At 65.1% G+C, this 18,302-nt stretch carries 20 protein-coding genes and 1 tRNA gene; 8 read left to right on the top strand and 13 right to left on the bottom strand.

Features of this window, described 5'->3' with window-relative positions:
- Positions 1-19: 19 nt before the first annotated feature.
- From LY284_RS08970 to hemN, 3 genes are all read right to left on the bottom strand, one after another.
- A complete protein-coding gene (locus LY284_RS08970) occupies positions 20-538 on the bottom strand; it encodes a disulfide bond formation protein B (protein WP_014190762.1) in 519 nt (172 codons plus the stop codon).
- A gap of 130 nt (positions 539-668) precedes the next feature.
- Positions 669-2,054, bottom strand: coding sequence for an amidase (locus LY284_RS08965; RefSeq protein WP_014190763.1), 1,386 nt, complete (start codon positions 2,052-2,054; stop codon positions 669-671).
- A 149-nt stretch (positions 2,055-2,203) separates the two neighbouring features.
- Positions 2,204-3,586, bottom strand: a complete 1,383-nt coding sequence (gene hemN, locus LY284_RS08960) for an oxygen-independent coproporphyrinogen III oxidase (RefSeq protein ID WP_014190764.1) — start codon at positions 3,584-3,586, stop codon at positions 2,204-2,206.
- A 147-nt stretch (positions 3,587-3,733) separates the two neighbouring features.
- On the opposite strand from hemN, the gene LY284_RS08955 reads away from it, so the two are divergent.
- The 3 genes from LY284_RS08955 (at position 3,734) to LY284_RS08945 (ending at position 5,581) form a co-directional block, all read left to right on the top strand.
- Positions 3,734-4,021, top strand: coding sequence for a YkgJ family cysteine cluster protein (locus LY284_RS08955; protein ID WP_014190765.1), 288 nt, complete (start codon positions 3,734-3,736; stop codon positions 4,019-4,021).
- A 69-nt stretch (positions 4,022-4,090) separates the two neighbouring features.
- Positions 4,091-4,684 (top strand): DUF1439 domain-containing protein, encoded by a 594-nt coding sequence (locus LY284_RS08950; protein WP_014190766.1) that lies wholly within the window; start codon positions 4,091-4,093, stop codon positions 4,682-4,684.
- 63 nt (positions 4,685-4,747) lie between these two features.
- Complete coding sequence (locus tag LY284_RS08945; RefSeq protein ID WP_014190767.1) at positions 4,748-5,581, top strand: undecaprenyl-diphosphate phosphatase; 834 nt, start codon at positions 4,748-4,750, stop codon at positions 5,579-5,581.
- 70 nt (positions 5,582-5,651) lie between these two features.
- Here the strand turns inward: LY284_RS08945 and trmB are convergent, their stop codons facing one another.
- The 3 genes from trmB to LY284_RS08930 form a co-directional block, all read right to left on the bottom strand.
- A complete protein-coding gene (trmB, locus tag LY284_RS08940) occupies positions 5,652-6,398 on the bottom strand; it encodes a tRNA (guanosine(46)-N7)-methyltransferase TrmB (protein ID WP_014190768.1) in 747 nt (248 codons plus the stop codon).
- A 66-nt stretch (positions 6,399-6,464) separates the two neighbouring features.
- A tRNA-Gly gene (locus LY284_RS08935) sits at positions 6,465-6,539 on the bottom strand.
- A gap of 52 nt (positions 6,540-6,591) precedes the next feature.
- Positions 6,592-7,152 (bottom strand): YggT family protein, encoded by a 561-nt coding sequence (locus LY284_RS08930; RefSeq protein WP_014190769.1) that lies wholly within the window; start codon positions 7,150-7,152, stop codon positions 6,592-6,594.
- A 529-nt stretch (positions 7,153-7,681) separates the two neighbouring features.
- Between LY284_RS08930 and LY284_RS08925 the strand changes: the two genes are divergently transcribed.
- The 3 genes from LY284_RS08925 (at position 7,682) to LY284_RS08915 (ending at position 9,854) form a co-directional block, all read left to right on the top strand.
- The gene (locus LY284_RS08925) at positions 7,682-8,104 is read left to right on the top strand and encodes a hypothetical protein (RefSeq protein ID WP_144403872.1); all 423 of its coding nucleotides are present in this window, start codon (positions 7,682-7,684) and stop codon (positions 8,102-8,104) included.
- Positions 8,105-8,437: 333 nt separating this feature from the next.
- A complete protein-coding gene (locus LY284_RS08920) occupies positions 8,438-8,761 on the top strand; it encodes a hypothetical protein (protein WP_014190771.1) in 324 nt (107 codons plus the stop codon).
- A 127-nt stretch (positions 8,762-8,888) separates the two neighbouring features.
- Positions 8,889-9,854, top strand: coding sequence for a threo-3-hydroxy-L-aspartate ammonia-lyase (locus LY284_RS08915; protein WP_014190772.1), 966 nt, complete (start codon positions 8,889-8,891; stop codon positions 9,852-9,854).
- Between the two features lie 26 nt (positions 9,855-9,880).
- Here LY284_RS08915 and LY284_RS08910 read toward each other — a convergent pair whose 3' ends face one another.
- From LY284_RS08910 to LY284_RS08900, 3 genes are read right to left on the bottom strand one after another with little or no spacing between them, the layout of a single operon-like run.
- Positions 9,881-10,549: a LysE family translocator gene (locus tag LY284_RS08910; protein ID WP_014190773.1), complete on the bottom strand. Its 669-nt coding sequence runs from the start codon at positions 10,547-10,549 to the stop codon at positions 9,881-9,883.
- Between the two features lie 2 nt (positions 10,550-10,551).
- A complete protein-coding gene (locus LY284_RS08905) occupies positions 10,552-11,550 on the bottom strand; it encodes an asparaginase (protein ID WP_014190774.1) in 999 nt (332 codons plus the stop codon).
- The gene (locus LY284_RS08900; protein WP_014190775.1) at positions 11,547-13,148 is read right to left on the bottom strand and encodes a UbiD family decarboxylase; all 1,602 of its coding nucleotides are present in this window, start codon (positions 13,146-13,148) and stop codon (positions 11,547-11,549) included. The genes LY284_RS08905 and LY284_RS08900 overlap by 4 nt, the downstream gene beginning before the upstream one ends.
- A 398-nt stretch (positions 13,149-13,546) precedes the next feature.
- Between LY284_RS08900 and LY284_RS08895 the strand changes: the two genes are divergently transcribed.
- Entirely contained in the window at positions 13,547-13,741 is a 195-nt protein-coding gene (locus LY284_RS08895) for a hypothetical protein (RefSeq protein WP_053567711.1), read from the top strand.
- The gene (locus LY284_RS08890) at positions 13,738-14,889 is read left to right on the top strand and encodes a transglycosylase SLT domain-containing protein (RefSeq protein ID WP_045450408.1); all 1,152 of its coding nucleotides are present in this window, start codon (positions 13,738-13,740) and stop codon (positions 14,887-14,889) included. Before LY284_RS08895 ends, LY284_RS08890 begins: the two co-directional genes overlap by 4 nt.
- 52 nt (positions 14,890-14,941) lie before the next feature.
- Here LY284_RS08890 and LY284_RS08885 read toward each other — a convergent pair whose 3' ends face one another.
- The 4 genes from LY284_RS08885 to ribBA are packed head-to-tail and all read right to left on the bottom strand — an operon-like array spanning position 14,942 to position 18,282.
- Entirely contained in the window at positions 14,942-16,135 is a 1,194-nt protein-coding gene (locus tag LY284_RS08885; protein WP_014190777.1) for a pyridoxal phosphate-dependent aminotransferase, read from the bottom strand.
- Positions 16,135-16,572 carry a transcription antitermination factor NusB gene (gene nusB, locus LY284_RS08880; protein WP_014190778.1) on the bottom strand — a complete coding sequence of 146 codons (438 nt, stop codon included), beginning with the start codon at positions 16,570-16,572 and terminating at the stop codon, positions 16,135-16,137. The genes LY284_RS08885 and nusB overlap by 1 nt, the downstream gene beginning before the upstream one ends.
- Positions 16,569-17,075, bottom strand: a complete 507-nt coding sequence (gene ribH / locus LY284_RS08875) for a 6,7-dimethyl-8-ribityllumazine synthase (RefSeq protein WP_014190779.1) — start codon at positions 17,073-17,075, stop codon at positions 16,569-16,571. The genes nusB and ribH overlap by 4 nt, the downstream gene beginning before the upstream one ends.
- Before the next feature lie 34 nt (positions 17,076-17,109).
- The gene (gene ribBA / locus LY284_RS08870) at positions 17,110-18,282 is read right to left on the bottom strand and encodes a bifunctional 3,4-dihydroxy-2-butanone-4-phosphate synthase/GTP cyclohydrolase II (protein WP_014190780.1); all 1,173 of its coding nucleotides are present in this window, start codon (positions 18,280-18,282) and stop codon (positions 17,110-17,112) included.
- Positions 18,283-18,302 lie beyond the last annotated feature (20 nt).

Raw genomic sequence — 18,302 nt, 5'->3', positions numbered from 1 at the left:
AACGGCCGCCCGGAAGAAATTACCGCACCGTCGAGCGCAGTTTGCGCTTGAGCCGCAGGCTGGCCGCGACCAGCACGAAGATGAGCGCGAACGCGATCAGCGACCATTGCGGCAGCGACAGCCCAAGGATCGGCGGATACGGCGTCTCGCACAGGCCCGCGACCTTGAACACCTGCGGCAGCCAGGCGGCGGGCGGCAGACCGTCCACGATCGGCTGAAGCGCATCGAACCCGCAACTGAAGCCCGGATGCGATTGCACGTACACATGGCGAATCGCGGTGACGAGCCCGCCGAGCGCAGAAATCGCGACGAGCGTTTCCAGCAGCGCAATGCCGCGCCAGTTGCGAAACGCCGCGCCGAGAAACGCGAAGATCGCGACCAGCACGAAGAAATAGCGCTGGATGATGCAAAGCGGGCAGGGATCTTCGTTATGGAAGAACTGCAGATACAGCGCGCCGCCGACGAGACCGAGACTGACGAAACCGAGCAGCACGAGCAGGCGTCGCTCGCGGCGCATCACCCGGTCGTCCTGATGCATCGTGAAGTGATGTAAAGAGTTGTTCATTATTTCGCAACGATTCGAGAAGGAAGCACCTGAGTTGCGTGAGTATCGCGAGGAATTCTAGCGCGAACGCCGGATGCGCAAAAAGAGCCGCATCGCCGGGCGCTCAGCGCGTGGTCGCCAGCACGGCTTCGACGGCGCGGCCGATCGAGAGCAGCGCGTCGTCCGAATGCGGCGCGCCCGCGAGCATCAGGCCCACGGGCGCCGCGCCGCGCGGATGGCAGGGCAGCGACAGCGCGCAGGCGTCGAGGAAGTTGAACGCGGTCGGATTGCGCAGGATCAACGCGTTGACGCGCGTGAAGGCGTCGTCGTCGGAGGCGAGATCGGCGATGCGCGGCGGCAGCACCGGCACGGTCGGGCAGACGATCGCGTCGAAACGTTGCCAGAGCGTCGTGCGGGCTTCCTCGATCATCGCGGCGCGCGCTTCGCACAGGTCGATATAGTCCGCCGCGCTGGCCGCTTCGGCGCGCGTGAGGCGCGCGAGCACGCGCGGATCGTAGTCGCCGCCGTGCTCGGCCATCAGCTTGCGATGCCACGCATACGCTTCGATCGCGACGAGCGGGTAGCGATTGATCTCCGGCAGCCGGTCGAGCGGCGCGAAGCGCACGTCTTCCACGAGCGCGCCCGCCGCGGCGAGATGGTTCACGGCGGCGGCCACCGCGGTCGCGACGGGCGTTTCGACGCCGTCGGTCACGTAGTTCGTCAGCACGCCGAGGCGCACGCCGTCGAGCGGGCGCGTGGCGGGCACGCCAGGATCGCGTCCGGCGAGAATGCGGTCGACGAGCGCGCAGCACGCGACCGATACGCCGATCGGCCCGAACGAATCGAGCGTCTTCGAAAGCGGCACGCCGCCTTGCTTCGGAATGCGGCTCGCGGTCGGCTTGAAGCCGGTGAGCCCGCACAGCGCGGCCGGAATGCGGATGGAGCCGCCGGTATCGGTGCCGAGCGCGACCGCCGCCATGCCGTCGGCGACCGACGCCGCCGCGCCCGAGGACGATCCGCCCGCGATGCGCGCGTCGCCGTCGTCCGCCGGGTCGGCGCGCCACGGCGAGCGCGGCGTGCCGTAATGCGGGTTGAGGCCGAGGCCCGAGAACGCGAATTCGCTCATGTTGGTGCGCCCGACGATCACCGCGCCCGCGCGGCGCAGGCGCGCGACGGTCACGGCGTCGGCACGGGCGGGCGGGGCGTCGGCAAGTGCTTTGGAGCCGGCGCGCGTCACCTGGCCTTCGATGTCGAAGAGATCCTTGATCGAGACTGGAATGCCCGCAAGCGGGGAGAGCACCGTGCCGGCGCGCAGGAGCGCATCGTGCGCATCGGCGGCGGCGCGGGCGTGGTCGGCGTCGACCTGGAGGAAAACGGTCGAGCCCTGGCCCGCCGGATCGGCGATGCGTTCGAGCGCGGCCTCGACGAGCGCGCGGCTCGTCGTGCGGCCGGCGCGCAGATCGGCGGCGAGTTGAGCGAGTGGAGCGAACTGCGGCGAAGTGGTCGGCATGGCGTCGGGCAGTGGCGTCGCCGTCTGCGAGAAGGCCGGGCGTGCCCGGCGCTTCGCATCGGCAGTGAAAGGATGGGCGCGCCGCAACGCGAAGCCGGGCCGTCCAAGGTGGCTGACATTCTAAGCCACCGACGCGTGCGGCGAGCGCCTCAGATGGTGCGCGAGAAACGCCGCAGGCTGGCTTGCCCGAGATAGCGGTCGAACACCGACGCGACGTTGCGCACCAGCATGCGTCCGGCGGGCAGCACGCGGATCGCGTCGCGCGACAGGTCGATGAGCCCGTCGCCGGCCATCGGCGCGAGGCGCGCGAGCTCGCCGGCGAAAGTCGCGGGAAAGTCGATGCCGTGGGTCGCGGCGACATCGTCGAAACGCAGCTCGCCGCCGCACATGAGGCGCATGATGACGTCGCGGCGCAAGGTGTCGTCGGCGGACAGGCGCACGCCGCGCGCGATGGCGAGTTGGCCCGCGTCGATCGCGCTCGCGTAATCGGCCAGCTCGCGGGCGTTCTGCGCGTAGACATCGCCGATCTTGCCGATCGACGACGCGCCGATGCCGATCAGATCGCAGTCCGCATGCGTGCTGTAGCCCTGGAAGTTGCGCTGGAGCGTGCCGGCTTCCAGCGCGCGCGCGAGTTCGTCGCCGGGCAGCGCGAAATGGTCCATGCCGATATACACATAGCCCGCCTCGATCATGCGCGCGATCACGCGTTCCAGAATCGCGAGGCGCACGGCGGGCGAGGGCAGCGCGCTTTCGTCGATCTGACGCTGCATCTTGAAAAGCGTGGGCATGTGCGCGTAGCCGAATACTGAAACGCGATCCGGCTTCAGTTCGATGATCGCGTCGAGCGTGCGCGAAAAGCGTTCGACGGTCTGATGCGGCAAGCCGTAGATCAGATCGACGCTCACCGACTGAAAACCGTGCTCGCGCGCGGCGTTCAGCACGGTTTCGGTCATTTCTCTCGGCTGGATGCGGTTAACGGCCCGCTGCACACGCTCGTCGAAGTCCTGGACGCCGAGGCTCAGGCGGTTGAAGCCGAGTTCGCGCAGGAGCGCGATCGTGTCCGCCGATGCCTCGCGCGGATCGACTTCGATCGAATATTCGGCGCGCGCGTCGTCGACGAGCGCGAAGTGCTCGCGCGTCGCGGACATCAGCTCGGCCATCTCGTCGTGCGAGAGGAACGTCGGCGTGCCGCCGCCCCAGTGAAGTTGCGTGACCGGGCGCGATGCATCGAAGAGCGCGGCCTGTAGCGCCAGCTCGCGCTTCATGCGATCCAGATACGGGCGCGCATGCGCGCGGTTTTTCGTCGCGACCTTGTTGCAGCCGCAGTAAAAGCAGACGGTGTCGCAGAACGGAATGTGGAAATACAGCGAGAGGTCGGCGTTTGCCGGGCCGCGCTGCGCGGCTTCGCGGTAATGCGCGGGATCGAACGATTCGGCGAACTGGACAGCGGTAGGGTAGGACGTGTAGCGCGGGCCGTGCGCATCGTAGCGCGCGAGCAGGTCGGGGCGAAAGAGCGGGGCGGCGGGAGACATGACGAACCTCTGGGAATCGTCCGAGTGTAATCGGCGGCCGGGTGTGGGCGTTGCGTGATAAGGTCGCAGCCCGACGTCAATGATTGACGAAGCGCAATGTGAAGGCGTGGGACAATGCCGGTTTGATCTCGTCGTTCCCGTATCGTCATGCCGATTGTTTCTTCGCCTCATGCCTGCCGCGAAGGTTGCGGCGCGTGCTGCATCGCGCCTTCCATTTCGAGTCCCATTCCGGGCATGCCGCATGGAAAGCGCGCGGGCGAGCGTTGCGTGCAACTGGATAGCGACCTGCGCTGCAAGATCTTCGGCGATCCGCGCAGGCCGGCCTGCTGCGGCGGATTGCAGCCATCGAACGAGATGTGCGGCGAGACGCGGGAACATGCGCTGAAGTGGATCGAGCGGCTGGAGCGTGAGACGCAGCCGACGCAACTGTCGTGACGCGCCGCAGTCCAAGCCCGGACCGCGCCGCACGGCGCAGACTTGAAGAAAAGCACTGGAGGATCACGCATGACGGAACCCGTCGCGCCGCTGCGGCGCCGGTTCGTGCTGGCCACGCTGATGTCGCTGCCCGCACTCACTTTTGCAGCGAAGGCAAGAGCCGCTTCGAACTCGATATTCCCCTTCATTCCGGATCACTACACATTTTCCACCCAGCAGGTTCAGGACGCGGTCGCGCGCAAGTTTCCGCTGCAGCGCACCGCATCGCAGATTTTCGACGTGGTCCTGAGCAATCCCGTCGCCGGCATGGCGCCGGATCGCAATCGCGTGACGGTGCGCGTCGATGCGCGCCTCGCGACCCCTTTCATGCCGAATCCCGTGACGGGCGTGTTCACGCTCTCGACGCAGCTCGGCTACGACGCACCGAGCCGCTCGGTCATTCTCATGTCGCCGACTGTTGACGCCGCGCAGTTCAACGGTGACGCCGCGCAGTACAACCAACAGATTGCGTCGGTCGGCGCGCAACTCGCGGCGCAATTGCTCGACCGCTATCCGATTCACACCTTCAAGCCCGAAGAACTCCAGTTCGCCGGCGTGTCTTACGAACCCGGTACAATCACAGTCCTTACAAACGGCATACGTGTGCAGATCGTCGAGAAGTGAGTCGAAAACTCTGCGCGGCATGTTTGACAACCAACGGCGATAACAGCGAACAAGGGCTGACGGATGGACTGGATATTGATGGTGAAGGCGCTGATTCTCGGCGTCGTCGAGGGCTTGACCGAATTCCTGCCGGTCTCCAGCACGGGGCACCTGATCGTGGCGGGCAGCTTGCTGAACTTCACCGACGCACAGTCGAAAACCTTCGACGTCGTCATTCAATTCGGCGCGATTCTGGCGATCTGCTGGGAATACCGCGCGAAAATCGGCTCGGTGGTGACGGGCCTGCCGGTGCGCGCCGACGCACGGCGCTTCACGATCAACGTGATCATCGCGACCATTCCCGCCATCGTGCTCGGCCTGCTGTTCGAGAAGCACATCAAGTCGGTGCTGTTTTCGCCCGTGCCGGTGTCGGTGGCGCTGATCATCGGCGGCATCGTGATTCTGTGGGCGGAAGCGCGTCAGCGCGAACGCGGCGCGCTGACACGCGTGCATTCCGTCGACGACCTGACCTACGGCGACGCCTTCAAAGTCGGTCTCGCGCAATGCTTCGCGCTGATTCCCGGCACGTCGCGCTCGGGCGCGACGATCATCGGCGGGATGCTGTTCGGGCTGGAGCGGCGCGTTGCCACCGAGTTTTCGTTCTTCCTCGCCATTCCGATCATCTTCGGCGCGACGATCTACGAAATGGCGAAGTACTGGCGCACGCTGACCGTGGACGATCTCGGCCTCTTCGCCATCGGGCTGATCGCGGCGTTCATCAGCGCCTTCGTCTGCGTGCGCTGGCTGCTGCGCTACGTCGCGTCGCACGATTTCACGGCGTTCGCATGGTATCGCATCGGCTTCGGCTTGCTGATTCTGATTGTGGGATATAGCGGCGGCTTGAGCTGGGCCGACTGATCTCCTGCTGCGCGTCACAAGCAACAACGCCACGGCTTGCCGTGGCGTTTTCATTTGATGGCCGATGCGCTCAGCGGCGGCGGAACATCAGATCCCACACCCCGTGCCCGAGGCGCAAACCTCTTCGCTCGAACTTCGTGACCGGACGGAAATCCGGGCGCGGCGCGTAACCGTCGGCGGTGTTTTCCAGCGCGGGTTCGGCCGACAGCACGTCGAGCATCTGCTCCGCGTAGTTCTGCCAGTCGGTCGCGAGATGAATATAGCCGCCCGGCTTGATGCGCGACACGAGCAGCGCGACGAACTTCGGCTGAATCAGGCGGCGCTTGTGATGACGCGCCTTGTGCCACGGATCGGGGAAATAGATATGCACGCCGTCCAGGCTGTCGGCTGCGATCATGTGTTCGAGCACTTCGACGGCGTCGTGCTGAAGGATGCGGATATTGCCGAGCGCCTCTTCGCCGATCAGCTTCAGCAGCGCGCCGACACCCGGCTCATGCACTTCCACGCCGATGAAATCGTCGCCGGGACGCGTGGCGGCGATCTCCGCCGTGGTCGCGCCCATGCCGAAGCCGATTTCGAGAATACGCGGCGCCTGCCGGCCGAAGACTGCGCTCCAGTCGGCGAGTTGCGGCGAGTAGGGCACGACATAGCGCGGACCGAGTTCGTCGATCGCGCGCTGCTGGCCCGGCGACACGCGGCCCGCGCGCGTGACGAAGCTGCGAATGCGGCGGTGATGCAGCGTCGAGGCTTCGTTCGTTTCGGGTGTGCCGTTATCTTCGATGCCGTCGGCGGCGTCGTCCTGGGGATCGTGGTTCATGACTAGGCGATGCTGGAAATCAAAAAGCCGCCCAAGCGTGACTTAGGGCGGCTTTCGAGATGATTCTGGAGCGGGCGATGGGAATCGAACCCACGTCTGTAGCTTGGGAAGCTACGGTAATAGCCATTATACGACGCCCGCGAGAGCCGACTATTGTAAGCGCAACGCGTCCCGCGACGCAATTGCGCGGCCTTCAGATCCCGAACAAGGTCATCGAAACGGCAGCCCGCGTTACGACCATCAGCAACACCTGCACGATCACGAACAGCAGGATCGGCGAAAGGTCGATACCGCCCAGACGCGGCAGAATGCGCCGCAGCGGATCGAGGAAAGGCGCGGTGATCTGATAGAGCAGCGGCATGGCCGGCGACTGCGGATTGAGCCACGAAAGCAGCGCCATCAGAATCGTCACCCAGATGATGAGGTTCAGCGCCCACTTGACGACGGTCAGCAACGCGACGAGCAGCAGCATCGGCAGCATGAGCGTCGGATCGATGCCGGCGAGCACGACCATCAGCGTGACGTACACGGCCGACGCGATGAACGCGGCGAGAATGCTCGCCCAGTCGATCTTCCCGCCGGGCAGGATCTTGCGCAGCGGCAGCACGATCCAGTTGGTCGCCTGCATCACGGCATTCGAAACGGGGTTGTAGGGCGGCATGCGCACGACCTGCATCCATGCGCGCAGCAGGAGCGCCGCGCCGAACAGCGTGAACAGCGTATTGAGCAAAAAGCGGGCGATATCGCCGAACATCTCGGGTCCTCTAGGATAACTGCGCAGTGTCGCGACTTGCGCCGGGTCGTGAAGCGGAAAAGGCAGGAAAGACGAAAGGCGCTACCGGACGATGCGAAACCCGCACGTCATTCCGGTGAGGCGGCCGTCCGCGCGGCGCGAATCGTGAAAGCTGACCTTGATCATTGTTCGTTCTCTGGACTCGAATATCGTGCAGAAGTCATCGGAACGCGCGGCGCCCGTTCGATGAAGCCTTGCGATTTCCTGCTTGCGGCGCCTGAATGCCCCGTCCATCGAGCCTGCCCGATGGAGCGCCGGACGTCACCATAACATGGCTTTAATGCGGCTTGGGGACGTTGTCGCACGCGCCGCGCGCGATTCGCCGCGCGCGCACGCGAAAGACGATGTAAGCATTCGGAAAGCCGGTTTTCTGGCCGGCCGCCAGCATCGGAAAACCCTAGTGTTGCCATTTCGAGACGGTCCCGAAAAGCTAATTTCACGCAAAGCTGGCAGGATATAAAGACAGAAAGCGAAACGGCGGATCGACGGTATGACGGCGATTGTTGCCGCGCCGGCGGTACGGGTTTTGAGCGAAACGCGGTTTTCACGCCGCGGCTGGCGGCTCGAAACGGCATGCTTTCTGCTGAATGTGGTTAAACGCACATGCGCGCGAAGACTTGGTTTCTTTGCGAACATCGAGGGACGAACAGGGCGCTCAATATTAAAGACAACACGATTCAGCGGGAACGGCGCGGCGCTAGCTGACGGCTTTTCCCTTCACGGGTTTCATTCGCTACGTTCGGAGGTCGCCATGAGCATTTTCTCTTATCGAAAGCATCTGCGATTCTTGAGCCAGACCCAGCGGCGCTGCTGGTGGGATCAGAAAAAGCGCCTGACGCCCCGGGTCGTGATCGGCGCGGCTTATGTGCCGCCCAATGTCACGCGCGAATTTGCGTATATCAAAGTGGGCTGAGCCGCGCTTTAGGAATATCAGGTAATACATGAAAAGCCCCGCTGGGCGAATCGTCCGGCGGGGCTTTTCCGTTGTTTTGTAAATATACGTTACGCGGTTTTATTCGCGACGCGTGCAGTCTGACCCGCGCCGCCTGCCGAGGTGCGTCGAACGGTCGATCGCGGCCTTGCTGCGCGCTTCGTCTCGCTTTCAGATTCGCATGCGCGTTAAGGAACTTGCAATTTGCAACAAATGGCCGCTGCGACGCCCCCGCTTTTTCGATAAATTGCTTTCATGCCGTCGCTCGCGAGCCGTTTAGACCGGCCAACGCGCGAAGCGACGAGGAGAACGATAGTGAAAAAGCTCGGTGGGTTACTGGTTGCCGGCGCGCTTGGCGCGGGCTTCGTGAGCGCTGCACAAGCGCATGTTTCGGTGGGCGTCGGTATCGGGGTGCCGGCTTATCCGGTGTATGCCGCACCGCCGGCTCCCGTTTATGTCGCGCCGCCGCAGCCGGTGTACGTGGCGCCGCCTCCGCCGGTCGTCTATGCGCCGCCGCCCGCGGTGGTCGTCGGCGGTTATCCCGGTTATGGCTATGGCTACTACGGCCGGCCCTATTACCGGCATCACGGTTATTACCGTCACGGGCCGGGTTACGGGCCGGGCTACTGGCGCCGCTAAGCGACCTTGCCGGAACGACATGAGAGGCGATGCAACGTGCATCGCCTTTTTCATGCGCGCGCGGCTTTTGAATTTTGCGATGGAACTGGGACAATGGTGATCCTCTTCACCTCACGCTCCCACGCCGATGTCCTCACTTCCCGCTCCCACATTCGATGACGTCGCCGACGCCGCGCGCCGCATCGAAGGCTTCGCCCATCGCACACCCGTCCTGACTTCGCGCACCGCCGACGACATCGCGGGCGCGTCGCTCTTCTTCAAGTGCGAGAACTTCCAGCGCATGGGCGCGTTCAAGTTCCGCGGCGCGTACAACGCGCTCTCGCATTTCGACGAGCGCCAGCGCGCCGCGGGCGTCATCACGTACTCGTCGGGCAATCATGCGCAGGCGATCGCCTTGTCCGCGAAACTTGCCGGCATCCGCGCGACGATCGTCATGCCCGAAGATGCGCCCGCCGCCAAGATGGAAGCGACGCGCGGCTACGGCGGCGAAGTCATCACCTACGACCGCTACACGCAAAGCCGCGAGGAAATCGGCCGCAAGCTCGCCGAGGAGCGCGGCATGACGCTGATTCCGCCGTACGATCATCCGCACGTGATCGCGGGGCAGGGGACGGCGGCGAAGGAGCTGATCGAGGAAACCGGCCCGCTCGACTATCTCTTCGTGTGTCTGGGCGGCGGCGGGCTCATCGGCGGATGCGCGCTCGCGGCGGCGGCGCTGTCGCCGGACTGCAAGGTGATCGGCGTGGAGCCGGAAGCGGGCAACGACGCGCAGCAGTCGCTCGCGCGCGGCGAGATCGTGCATATCGAGGTGCCGCGCACCATCGCCGATGGCGCCGCGGCGACGCACATCGGCGAATACAACTTTCCGATCATCCAGCGTCACGTCGATCGGATCGTCACCGTGAGCGACGCGCAGCTTGTCGAGACGCTGCGGTTCTTCGCGCAACGCATGAAGATGGTCGTCGAGCCGACCGGTTGTCTCGCGGCGGCCGCGGTGCTGCAGAAGGTCGTGCCGGTCGAGGGCAAGCGCGTCGGGGTGATCGTGTCGGGCGGCAACGTCGACTTGCCGAAGCTGGCTCAGTACCTCGCGTGAAGTGTGAGCGCGGGTGAGCGCGGCCGTTACGACGCCGCGTGCACGATCAGATCGCGGTAGCCGTTGACGATCACGCTGTAGGCGAAGTACGCGAAGAGCACGGCGGACATCACGTGGCAGGCGCGCAGCAGTTGAGTTCCCGCGCGCTTTCTGCCGTGGCTCGCGAGCGTGCAGACGAAGAGCGTCCAGCCGAGCCCGCCGGCGAAGAAGCCGGCGAGAAACACGGACGCGCTGATCGGACTCGTCGCGCCCGCTTTCGCGATGAGCGCGCCGCCGACCGCCGCGAACCAGAGAATCGCGCTCGGCGACGACACCGCGAGCAGGCAGCCGCGCACGAAACTCTTCCAGTGCTTCGGACGCGGCACGGTGAAATCCGCTTCGCCTTCGACGGGCGGCGCGGACGCCGGATTGAGCGCTTCGCGCGCCATCTTCCAGGTGAGAAACAGCAACACGATCGAGCCGCCGATCCACACGCCCCAACGCACCGGCTCGAACTGCAACAGCGCCGACATGCCGGCAAGCGCGAGCGCGGCATAGGCCAGATCGCCAAAACACGAGCCAAGACCGAGCACGAAGCCCGGCTTGAAGCCGTGCGTCAACGCAAGCGAGATAATCGCGACATTCGCGATGCCGATATCCAGGCACAACGAGAGCGACAGAAAAAACCCGTCCGACAGCAACGACCACGAGTGCATTTTTATTCTGGATGAGGGTGAAGCGTGAAGCTCACGTCGAGGCGGCCGGTCGGCACGCCCATCGTGTTGCGCGTCGGCGGATTGCGGAAGGCGGCGAGCGCGTCGCGCTGCTGTTGCGTGCCGATGCCGAGCTGGTCGAGCACGTGAACGACGATCGCGTTCACCACCGACGTGTTGCCGTCCTCGACCTTCACCGCGATGCCGAGCGGTCCTGCCTCGCGACGCACGCCGATCGCATAGCTCGCGTCCGCGCCCGTCTTGCCGACGAGTTCGCCGCCGAACGCCTGCATGAGCAGCGTGCAGAAGCGTCCTTCGCCCGCGACAAGCTCGGGATGCGACGTCATTGCGCGATGAATACGCGCGAGCGGCGAGCCTTCGGGCGCGCCCGCGATTTTCATGTACAGCCGCGCGAGACGATCGAGCGGGAACGCGGGTGTGGGCAGATTGCAGCCGTCGATGGCCCATTGCACGTCGTCATCGGCGAGATCGAGCACGCGCGCCATGGTGTGCTTCACGCGCACTTGCAGCGGATGGTCCGGCAAGTGGTAATCGAGCCTAGGCAAGTCCATCGCCCGCGCGCCCGCGAGCATGCCGGCGTGCTTGCCGGAGCAATTGCTGCAGGCGGGCGTCGGCGTGAAATCGCGCCTGATCCAGTCGCGATACACCGCGTCCGAAATCGGTGGATGGCCGCCGCAGCGCAGATCGGCTTCGCTCGCGCTCGACTTCGCGAGCATCGCCAGCGCGCGTTCGATATGACGCGGCTCGCTGCTATGCGAGCCGCACATGAGCGCGAGGTCTTCGTCGCTGAAGCCGAAGCGCTCCAGCGCGCCGGTCTCGATGACGGCAAGCGCCTGCGCGGGCTTCGCCGCCGAGCGCGGCAGCGTCACGCGATGCGGATCGCCGAAGGCATGCACGAGCCGCCCGTTGGCGTCGACGACGGCGACGTGCGCCTTGTGCGTGTTTTCGATGACGTCGCCCCGATAGAGCGTGGCCGCGATCATCGCTTGTCCTCCAGGCCGAGTTCGGACCACAGCGCATCGACGCGGCGTTTCACGGCTTCATCCATCACGATCGGGCGGCCCCATTCGCGATTCGTCTCGCCGGGCCACTTGTTGGTCGCATCCAGCCCCATCTTCGAGCCGAGGCCCGCGACCGGCGACGCGAAATCGAGATAGTCGATCGGCGTGCTGTCGACCATCACAGTGTCGCGCACCGGATCGACGCGCGTCGTGATCGCCCAGATCACTTCCTTCCAGTCGCGCACGTTGACGTCTTCATCGACCACGACGATGAACTTCGTATACATGAATTGCCGCAGGAAGCTCCACACGCCGAACATCACGCGTTTCGCGTGGCCGGCGTAGCTCTTCTTCATCTGCACAATCGCCATGCGGTAGCTGCAGCCTTCGGGCGGCAGATAAAAATCGGTGATCTCGGTGAACTGCTTCTGCAACAGCGGCACGAAGACTTCGTTGAGCGCGACGCCGAGCACGGCGGGCTCGTCGGGCGGTTTGCCGGTGTAGGTCGAATGAAACAAGGCGTCGCGGCGCATCGTGATCTTCTCGACCGTGAAGACCGGAAACCATTCCTGTTCGTTGTAATAGCCGGTGTGATCGCCGTAGGGGCCTTCGAGCGCGTGCTCGTATTTCGCGGCGGCGGAGCCCGACGGTCGCGGCGGCGCGCCTTCGGGCGCGGGCGGCGGCGCGCCGTCTTGCGGGTAGATGAAGCCTTCGAGCACGATCTCCGCGCGTGCCGGCACCTGCAACGTATCGACGCCCGGCGTCAGGCACTTCGCGAGTTCGGTGCGCGAGCCGCGCAAGAGCCCGGCGAACTGATATTCGGACAACGAATCGGGCACAGGTGTCACGGCGCCGAGGATCGTCGCGGGATCCGCGCCGAGCACGACCGCCACGGGATACGGCTTGCCCGGATTCGCGAGCGCGAATTCGCGGAAATCGAGCGCGCCGCCGCGATGCGCGAGCCAGCGCATGATGAGCTTGTTGCGCCCGATCAACTGCTGACGGTAGATGCCGAGATTCTGGCGCGGCTTGTTCGGCCCGCGCGTGACGGTGAGGCCCCACGTGAGCAGCGGTCCGGCGTCGCCCGGCCAGCAGGTCTGGATCGGCAGCCGATGCAGATCGACGTCCTTGCCTTCCCACACCACTTCCTGGCAAGGCGGCGCGCTCACCGACTTCGGCGCCATGTCCCACACGGCTTTCGCGAGCGAGAGCAGCTTGCCGGCGTCCTTGAAGCCCTTCGGCGGCTCCGGTTCCTTGAGCGCGGAAAGCAGTCTGCCGACATCGCGCAGCGAGCTCAGCGCGGCGACATCGCTGCCGAGGCTCACATCCGCACCGCTCTGCGCTTCGGTCTCGATGCCCATGCCGAGCGCGACGCGGCGCGTCGTGCCGAACAGGTTCGCGAGCACGGGCATCGTGTGGCCGGTGGGCGCTTCGAAGAGCAGCGCCGGACCGCCCGCGCGCAACACGCGATCGGAGACTTCGGTGATTTCGAGAACCGGAGAGACGGGCTGCCGAATGCGGCGCAGTTCACCGAGCGCTTCGAGGCGGGCGGTGAAGTCGCGCAGATCTTTGTATTTCATCGATGGTCGAAAGTGGGCTCGAAGGCGCCCGGCGCACGAGGCAGGCAGGGCGGGACGGCTGCGCGCTAAGCGATTGTCGATTTTACCTGCGTAGGCGTCCGTGCGTTGGGGGACATTCAGCCTAATCCACTTGGAATCGCCCGAAAGACGTGCTCTTCAGGCGCTGAACAGTGTTCAATATAACTGTAAGTAATTGAAACAGAAGTCTTTAGCATTGACGGATCATTAAACGCTGGTAGAATCGCTTGGCATTGACTGCAGGTTCTTAAACTTTTTACCTTAGCCTCAGGTTCTTCGGACGCACATGCGTCGCCTGCGCCGCTCCTGCCCGGCGATTCATGGCTGTTTGGTTGTCACGGCCGGCGTTTTGCACGCCGGTTTTTCGCGTGGAAGGCCACGTGCGCATTCAGGGCATGCAGTTCGTGCCGCGCAACCCGGCGATCTTTTGCCGGATCGGCTTTCCAGACGGCGCATGCCGTATCCCCGATGCCGCTTATGCTTGCCAAGCGCGAGCGGTGTCTGATTTGCGCGTCGAATACGTCGTTTATTCGTATTCATCTGCGCAAATCATGCAACATTGGGAGTATCGATGAATGCTTCAGCTTGGTGGGGTTCGGACACCCGCGCCGCGCAGATCATGCGCGTGGCGCTGCGTCGCGGACGCCGTTTGAGTCACCATCTCTTCGCCGTGGTCGGTTGCGCGGCTGTCGTGAGCGCGCTCGCCTTGTGGCTGGCGCCGTCCTGGCGCACCACGTTCGCCGCCAGAATCATGCCGTTCGTGTCGGCGGCCGTGCAGGCCGGACCGGCGCGCCTGCTCGCCGGTCAGCCGCTGCCGCCGTTCTCGGCCGTGCATCGCCAGCCGAGCGATCCCATGCTCCCCGTGAACCTCGCGGCGAACGCCGCCTCGGCCAAGTCGAAGGCGCCCGCCGCTGTCGTGCCGTCGCTCGGCGCCGCCGCTACCGACGACGCCAGCACGCATCACCTGACCGGCGGCATCAGCCTCGCGGTTTCGCCTAACGGACTCGATCCGCGCACGATGCCGTCCGTCGGCATGCTTGCCAACCTGATCCCGGCGCAGCGCATCGCCGCCGACGCGCGCGACGATCGCGTGCTCATCTCCACGCGCGAGCAGAAGCTCGTCGCGAACTTCATCGCTCGCCGCTATCGCGTGGCGGAAGACCCCGTCAGCCAGCTCGTGCGCGCGGCATTCGACACGGGCCGCGAAGTCGGTCTCGATCCGCTGCTCCTGCTCTCCGTGATGGCGATCGAATCGGGCTTCAATCCGTATGCCGAAAGCGGCGTCGGCGCGCAGGGCCTGATGCAGGTGATGTCGAAGGTTCATTCGGACAAATTCCAGTACTTCGGCGGCTCGCACGCGGCGCTCGATCCGCTCGCGAACATCAAGGTCGGCGCGCTCGTGCTGAAGGACTGCATTGCGCGTGGCGGTTCGGTGGCGGGCGGCCTGCGGTATTACGTCGGTTCGACGACGCAGGACGACGGCGGCTACGGCGCGAAGGTCCTGGCCGAACGTTCGCGTCTGCGCGATGTCGCGCGCGGCCGCAACGTGCCGATCAATGCACCGCAGGCGCCGGTTCAGACCGCCGCGCCGAAGCAGGTGCTGGCGTCGGCCGCCGCGGACAAGCGTGTTCACGTGACCATCGATACGGCGAAGAAGTCGGCATCGCAAGACGATGGCGACGGCGACACGAAGCATGTCGCGTCGGCGGAATTCGGCGCGTAAGGTTTTACGTCAGCCAAAAGAAAAGGGCACCGGTCGGTGCCCTTTTTTCATGTCATCGGCGGAACAGGGTGCCGAGCCGATCGACCGCTTCTTCCAGCTTCGCGTACGCGGTGGCATACGAAACACGGATATAGCGCTGCGGCGCGTGAAAGCCGAAGTCCATGCCGGGCACGAGCACGACGCCCGCGTCATGGAGCATCGAGTGCGTGAGCGCGTCGCTGTTGCCGGCGGCGGCGTGGTGGACGGTGGTCGTGTCGGCGTAGACGTAGAACGCGCCATCGGGCACGACCGGCACGCCAAAACCGAGCGAGCGCAGCGCCGGCACGATGTAATCGCGCCGCCGCTTGAATTCGAGCCGGCGCGCTTCGTAGATCGCGATGGTTTCCGGCTCGAAACACGCGAGTGCCGCATGCTGTGCGAGCGCCGACGCGCAGATGAACAGATTCTGCGACAGCTTCTCGACCGCGCTCACCATCGCGTGCGGCACGACGAGCCAGCCGAGCCGCCAGCCGGTCATGTTGAAATACTTCGAGAAGCTGTTGACCGTCACCACGTCGTCGCCGAAGGAGAGGGCGGAGACAGGCTTCGCGTCGTAGCTCAAGCCCTGATAGATCTCGTCGACGATCGTGAAGCCGCCGCGCGCGCGCACCGTCTCGACGATGCGCCGCAACTCGTCCGGCTCGATCGACGTTCCCGTCGGGTTCGACGGCGACGCGAGCAGCACCCCGCGCGTCTTGTCGTTCCAGTGTTCCTCGACGTGCTCGGCCGTGAGTTGAAAACGCTCGGCCGGGCCGCTTGCGACGAGCACCGGCTTGCCATCCGCCGCCGACACGAAATGCCGGTTGCACGGATAGCACGGGTCGGGCATCAACACTTCGTCGCCGTTATCGACGAGCGCCATGCACGCGAGCAAGAGCGCCGCCGACGCGCCCGCCGTCACGACGATGCGCTCCGGATCGACCGTGAGGCCGAACGTATCGCGATAATGCCCCGCGATCGCCTCGCGCAACGCGTGAATGCCGAGCGCGTTGGTGTACTGCGTGACGCCGCGCTTCAATGCGTCGGCGGCGGCTCGGGTGACGGGCTCGGGCGCGGTGAAATCCGGCTCGCCGATGCTCATGTGGATGACGTCGCGGCCCGCGCGTTCGAGCGCCTGAGCCTCTTTCATCAGCTCCATCACGTAGAAAGGCTCGATCGCGCCGACGCGCGACGCGAGCCTGACGAGCGGTTCGGCGCTCTCGCTCATCACGCGCCGCGCCCGCGTGCCTGCGCTTCGGCGGGGCGCATCACAACGGCGAGCTTGTCCAGCACGCCGTTCACGTATTTGTAGCCATCCGAGCCGCCGAAGGTCTTCGTCAGTTCGACCGCTTCATTGATGACGACGCGATACGGCACGTCGATGTGATGCTTGAATTCGAAGGCGGCGACGAGCAGCACGGCGCGCTCGACCGGCGACAACTGCTCGATCGGTCGGTCCAGACACGGCTGCAACTGCTCGGACAAGGCGTCGGATTCCTTGATCACGCCATGCAGGATCGCATCGAGATGCGCCTGGTCGGCCTTGTCGAAGCCCTGCGCGCTGCGCAACTGCGCGTCGATTTCGCCGGCGGGCGCACCCGACAGCAGCCATTGATAAAGCCCTTGCGTCGCGAGTTCGCGCGAACGGCGTCGAGCGCTCTTCATGCGCGGTCCTCGTCTTCTTCTTCGTCTTCTTCATCGCCGTCGAGCTGTTCGAGCGCGACGGACAGATTCGCCATTTCGACCGCCACGCGTGCGGCGTCGCGGCCCTTTTCGGTCATGCGCGCGACGGCCTGCTCGTCGTTCTCGGTCGTCAGCACGGCGTTGGCCACCGGAATGCCGAAGTCGAGCGCGATGCGCGAGATGCCCGAGCCGCTTTCGTTCGACACGAGTTCGAAGTGATACGTCTCGCCGCGCACGACGGCGCCAAGCGCGATGAGCGCGTCGAACTGGCCGGATTCGGCGAGCTTTTGCAGCGCGAGCGGAATTTCCAGCGCGCCGGGCACGGTGACGAGCAGCACGTCCTGGCCGATCACGCCGAGGCGTTCCAGTTCCTCGATGCACGCATCGGCGAGGCCGTTGCACACCGGTTCGTTGAAGCGCGACTGCACGATGCCGATGCGCAGGCCGTCGCCGTCGAGGTTCGGCTGATATTGTCCGATTTCCATGAATGTTTTTTCCGTTGGTTCAGATAGTTTTGCGTCAGGCCGAGCGAAGCTGCGTAATGCTCAGATTGCCCGTATCGACGGGCGCGGCCGTCGCGGGGCAGCCGGGCATCGGCACGAAGCCCGTCACTTCGAGCCCGTAGCCCGACATGCTGCCGAGCTTGCGCGGATTCGCGAGCACCTGCATTTTGCCGACACCCAGATCGCGCAGAATCTGCGCGCCGATGCCGTAAGTCTTGAAGTCGATCGGCCGGCGCTTCAGTTCGGCCGCCTTGTCCTGCTGTTCGAAGGCGCGGAACACATCGATGAGATGTTCCTTCGTGTCGCCGCAGTTGAGCATGACGATTGCGCCGAGATCGCGCGCGGCGATTTCCTTCATCGCGGCGTCGACGGTCCACGAATGGGTCGAGGAATCGATTTCGAGCAGGTCGAGCACCGACAGCGGTTCGTGCACCCGCACCGGCGTTTCGCGGTCGGGGCGCGGCGTGCCGCGCACGAGCGCGATGTGCGGCGAGCGCGTCGGCTCGTCGCGATACAGCACCGCGCGAAACGGGCCGTGCGCGGTCTGCATCGTCCGCTCGCAGACTTTTTCGATGATCGATTCGGTGCGGCTGCGGTAATGGATCAAGTCGGCGATCGTGCCGATCTTGATGCCGTGCTGCTGACTGAATTCGATGAGATCCGGCAGGCGCGCCATTTCGCCGTCGTCCTTGATGATCTCGCAGATCACCGCGGCGGGCGTGAGCCCGGCGAGCGCGGTGAAATCGCAGCCCGCTTCGGTGTGGCCCGCGCGCACGAGCACGCCGCCCGGCTGCGCCATGATCGGGAACACGTGGCCGGGCTGCACGATGTGTTCGGCGCGCGCGTCGTGCGCGACCGCGGCAGCGATGGTTTTCGCGCGATCGGCGGCGGAAATGCCGGTCGTCACGCCTTCGGCCGCCTCGATGCTCACCGTGAACGCCGTGCCGTACTGCGTGCCGTTGCGATGCGTCATGAGCGGCAGGTTCAACTGCCTGCAGCGTTCCTGCGTGAGCGTGAGGCAGACGAGGCCGCGGCCGTGCTTCGCCATGAAGTTGATGGCTTCGGGCGTGACGAATTCGGCGGCGATGACGAGATCGCCTTCATTCTCGCGGTCTTCTTCGTCGACGAGGATCACCATCCGGCCGGCTTTCAGTTCAGCGATGATCTCAGGAGTGGAGGCGAGCGACATGATGACGTCCCGTGCGGGTC

It is taken from the genome of Caballeronia sp. PC1 (genome assembly GCF_021353155.1).
Taxonomy (GTDB): domain Bacteria; phylum Pseudomonadota; class Gammaproteobacteria; order Burkholderiales; family Burkholderiaceae; genus Caballeronia; species Caballeronia cordobensis.
This window is presented reverse-complemented; position numbering and strand designations above follow the sequence as displayed.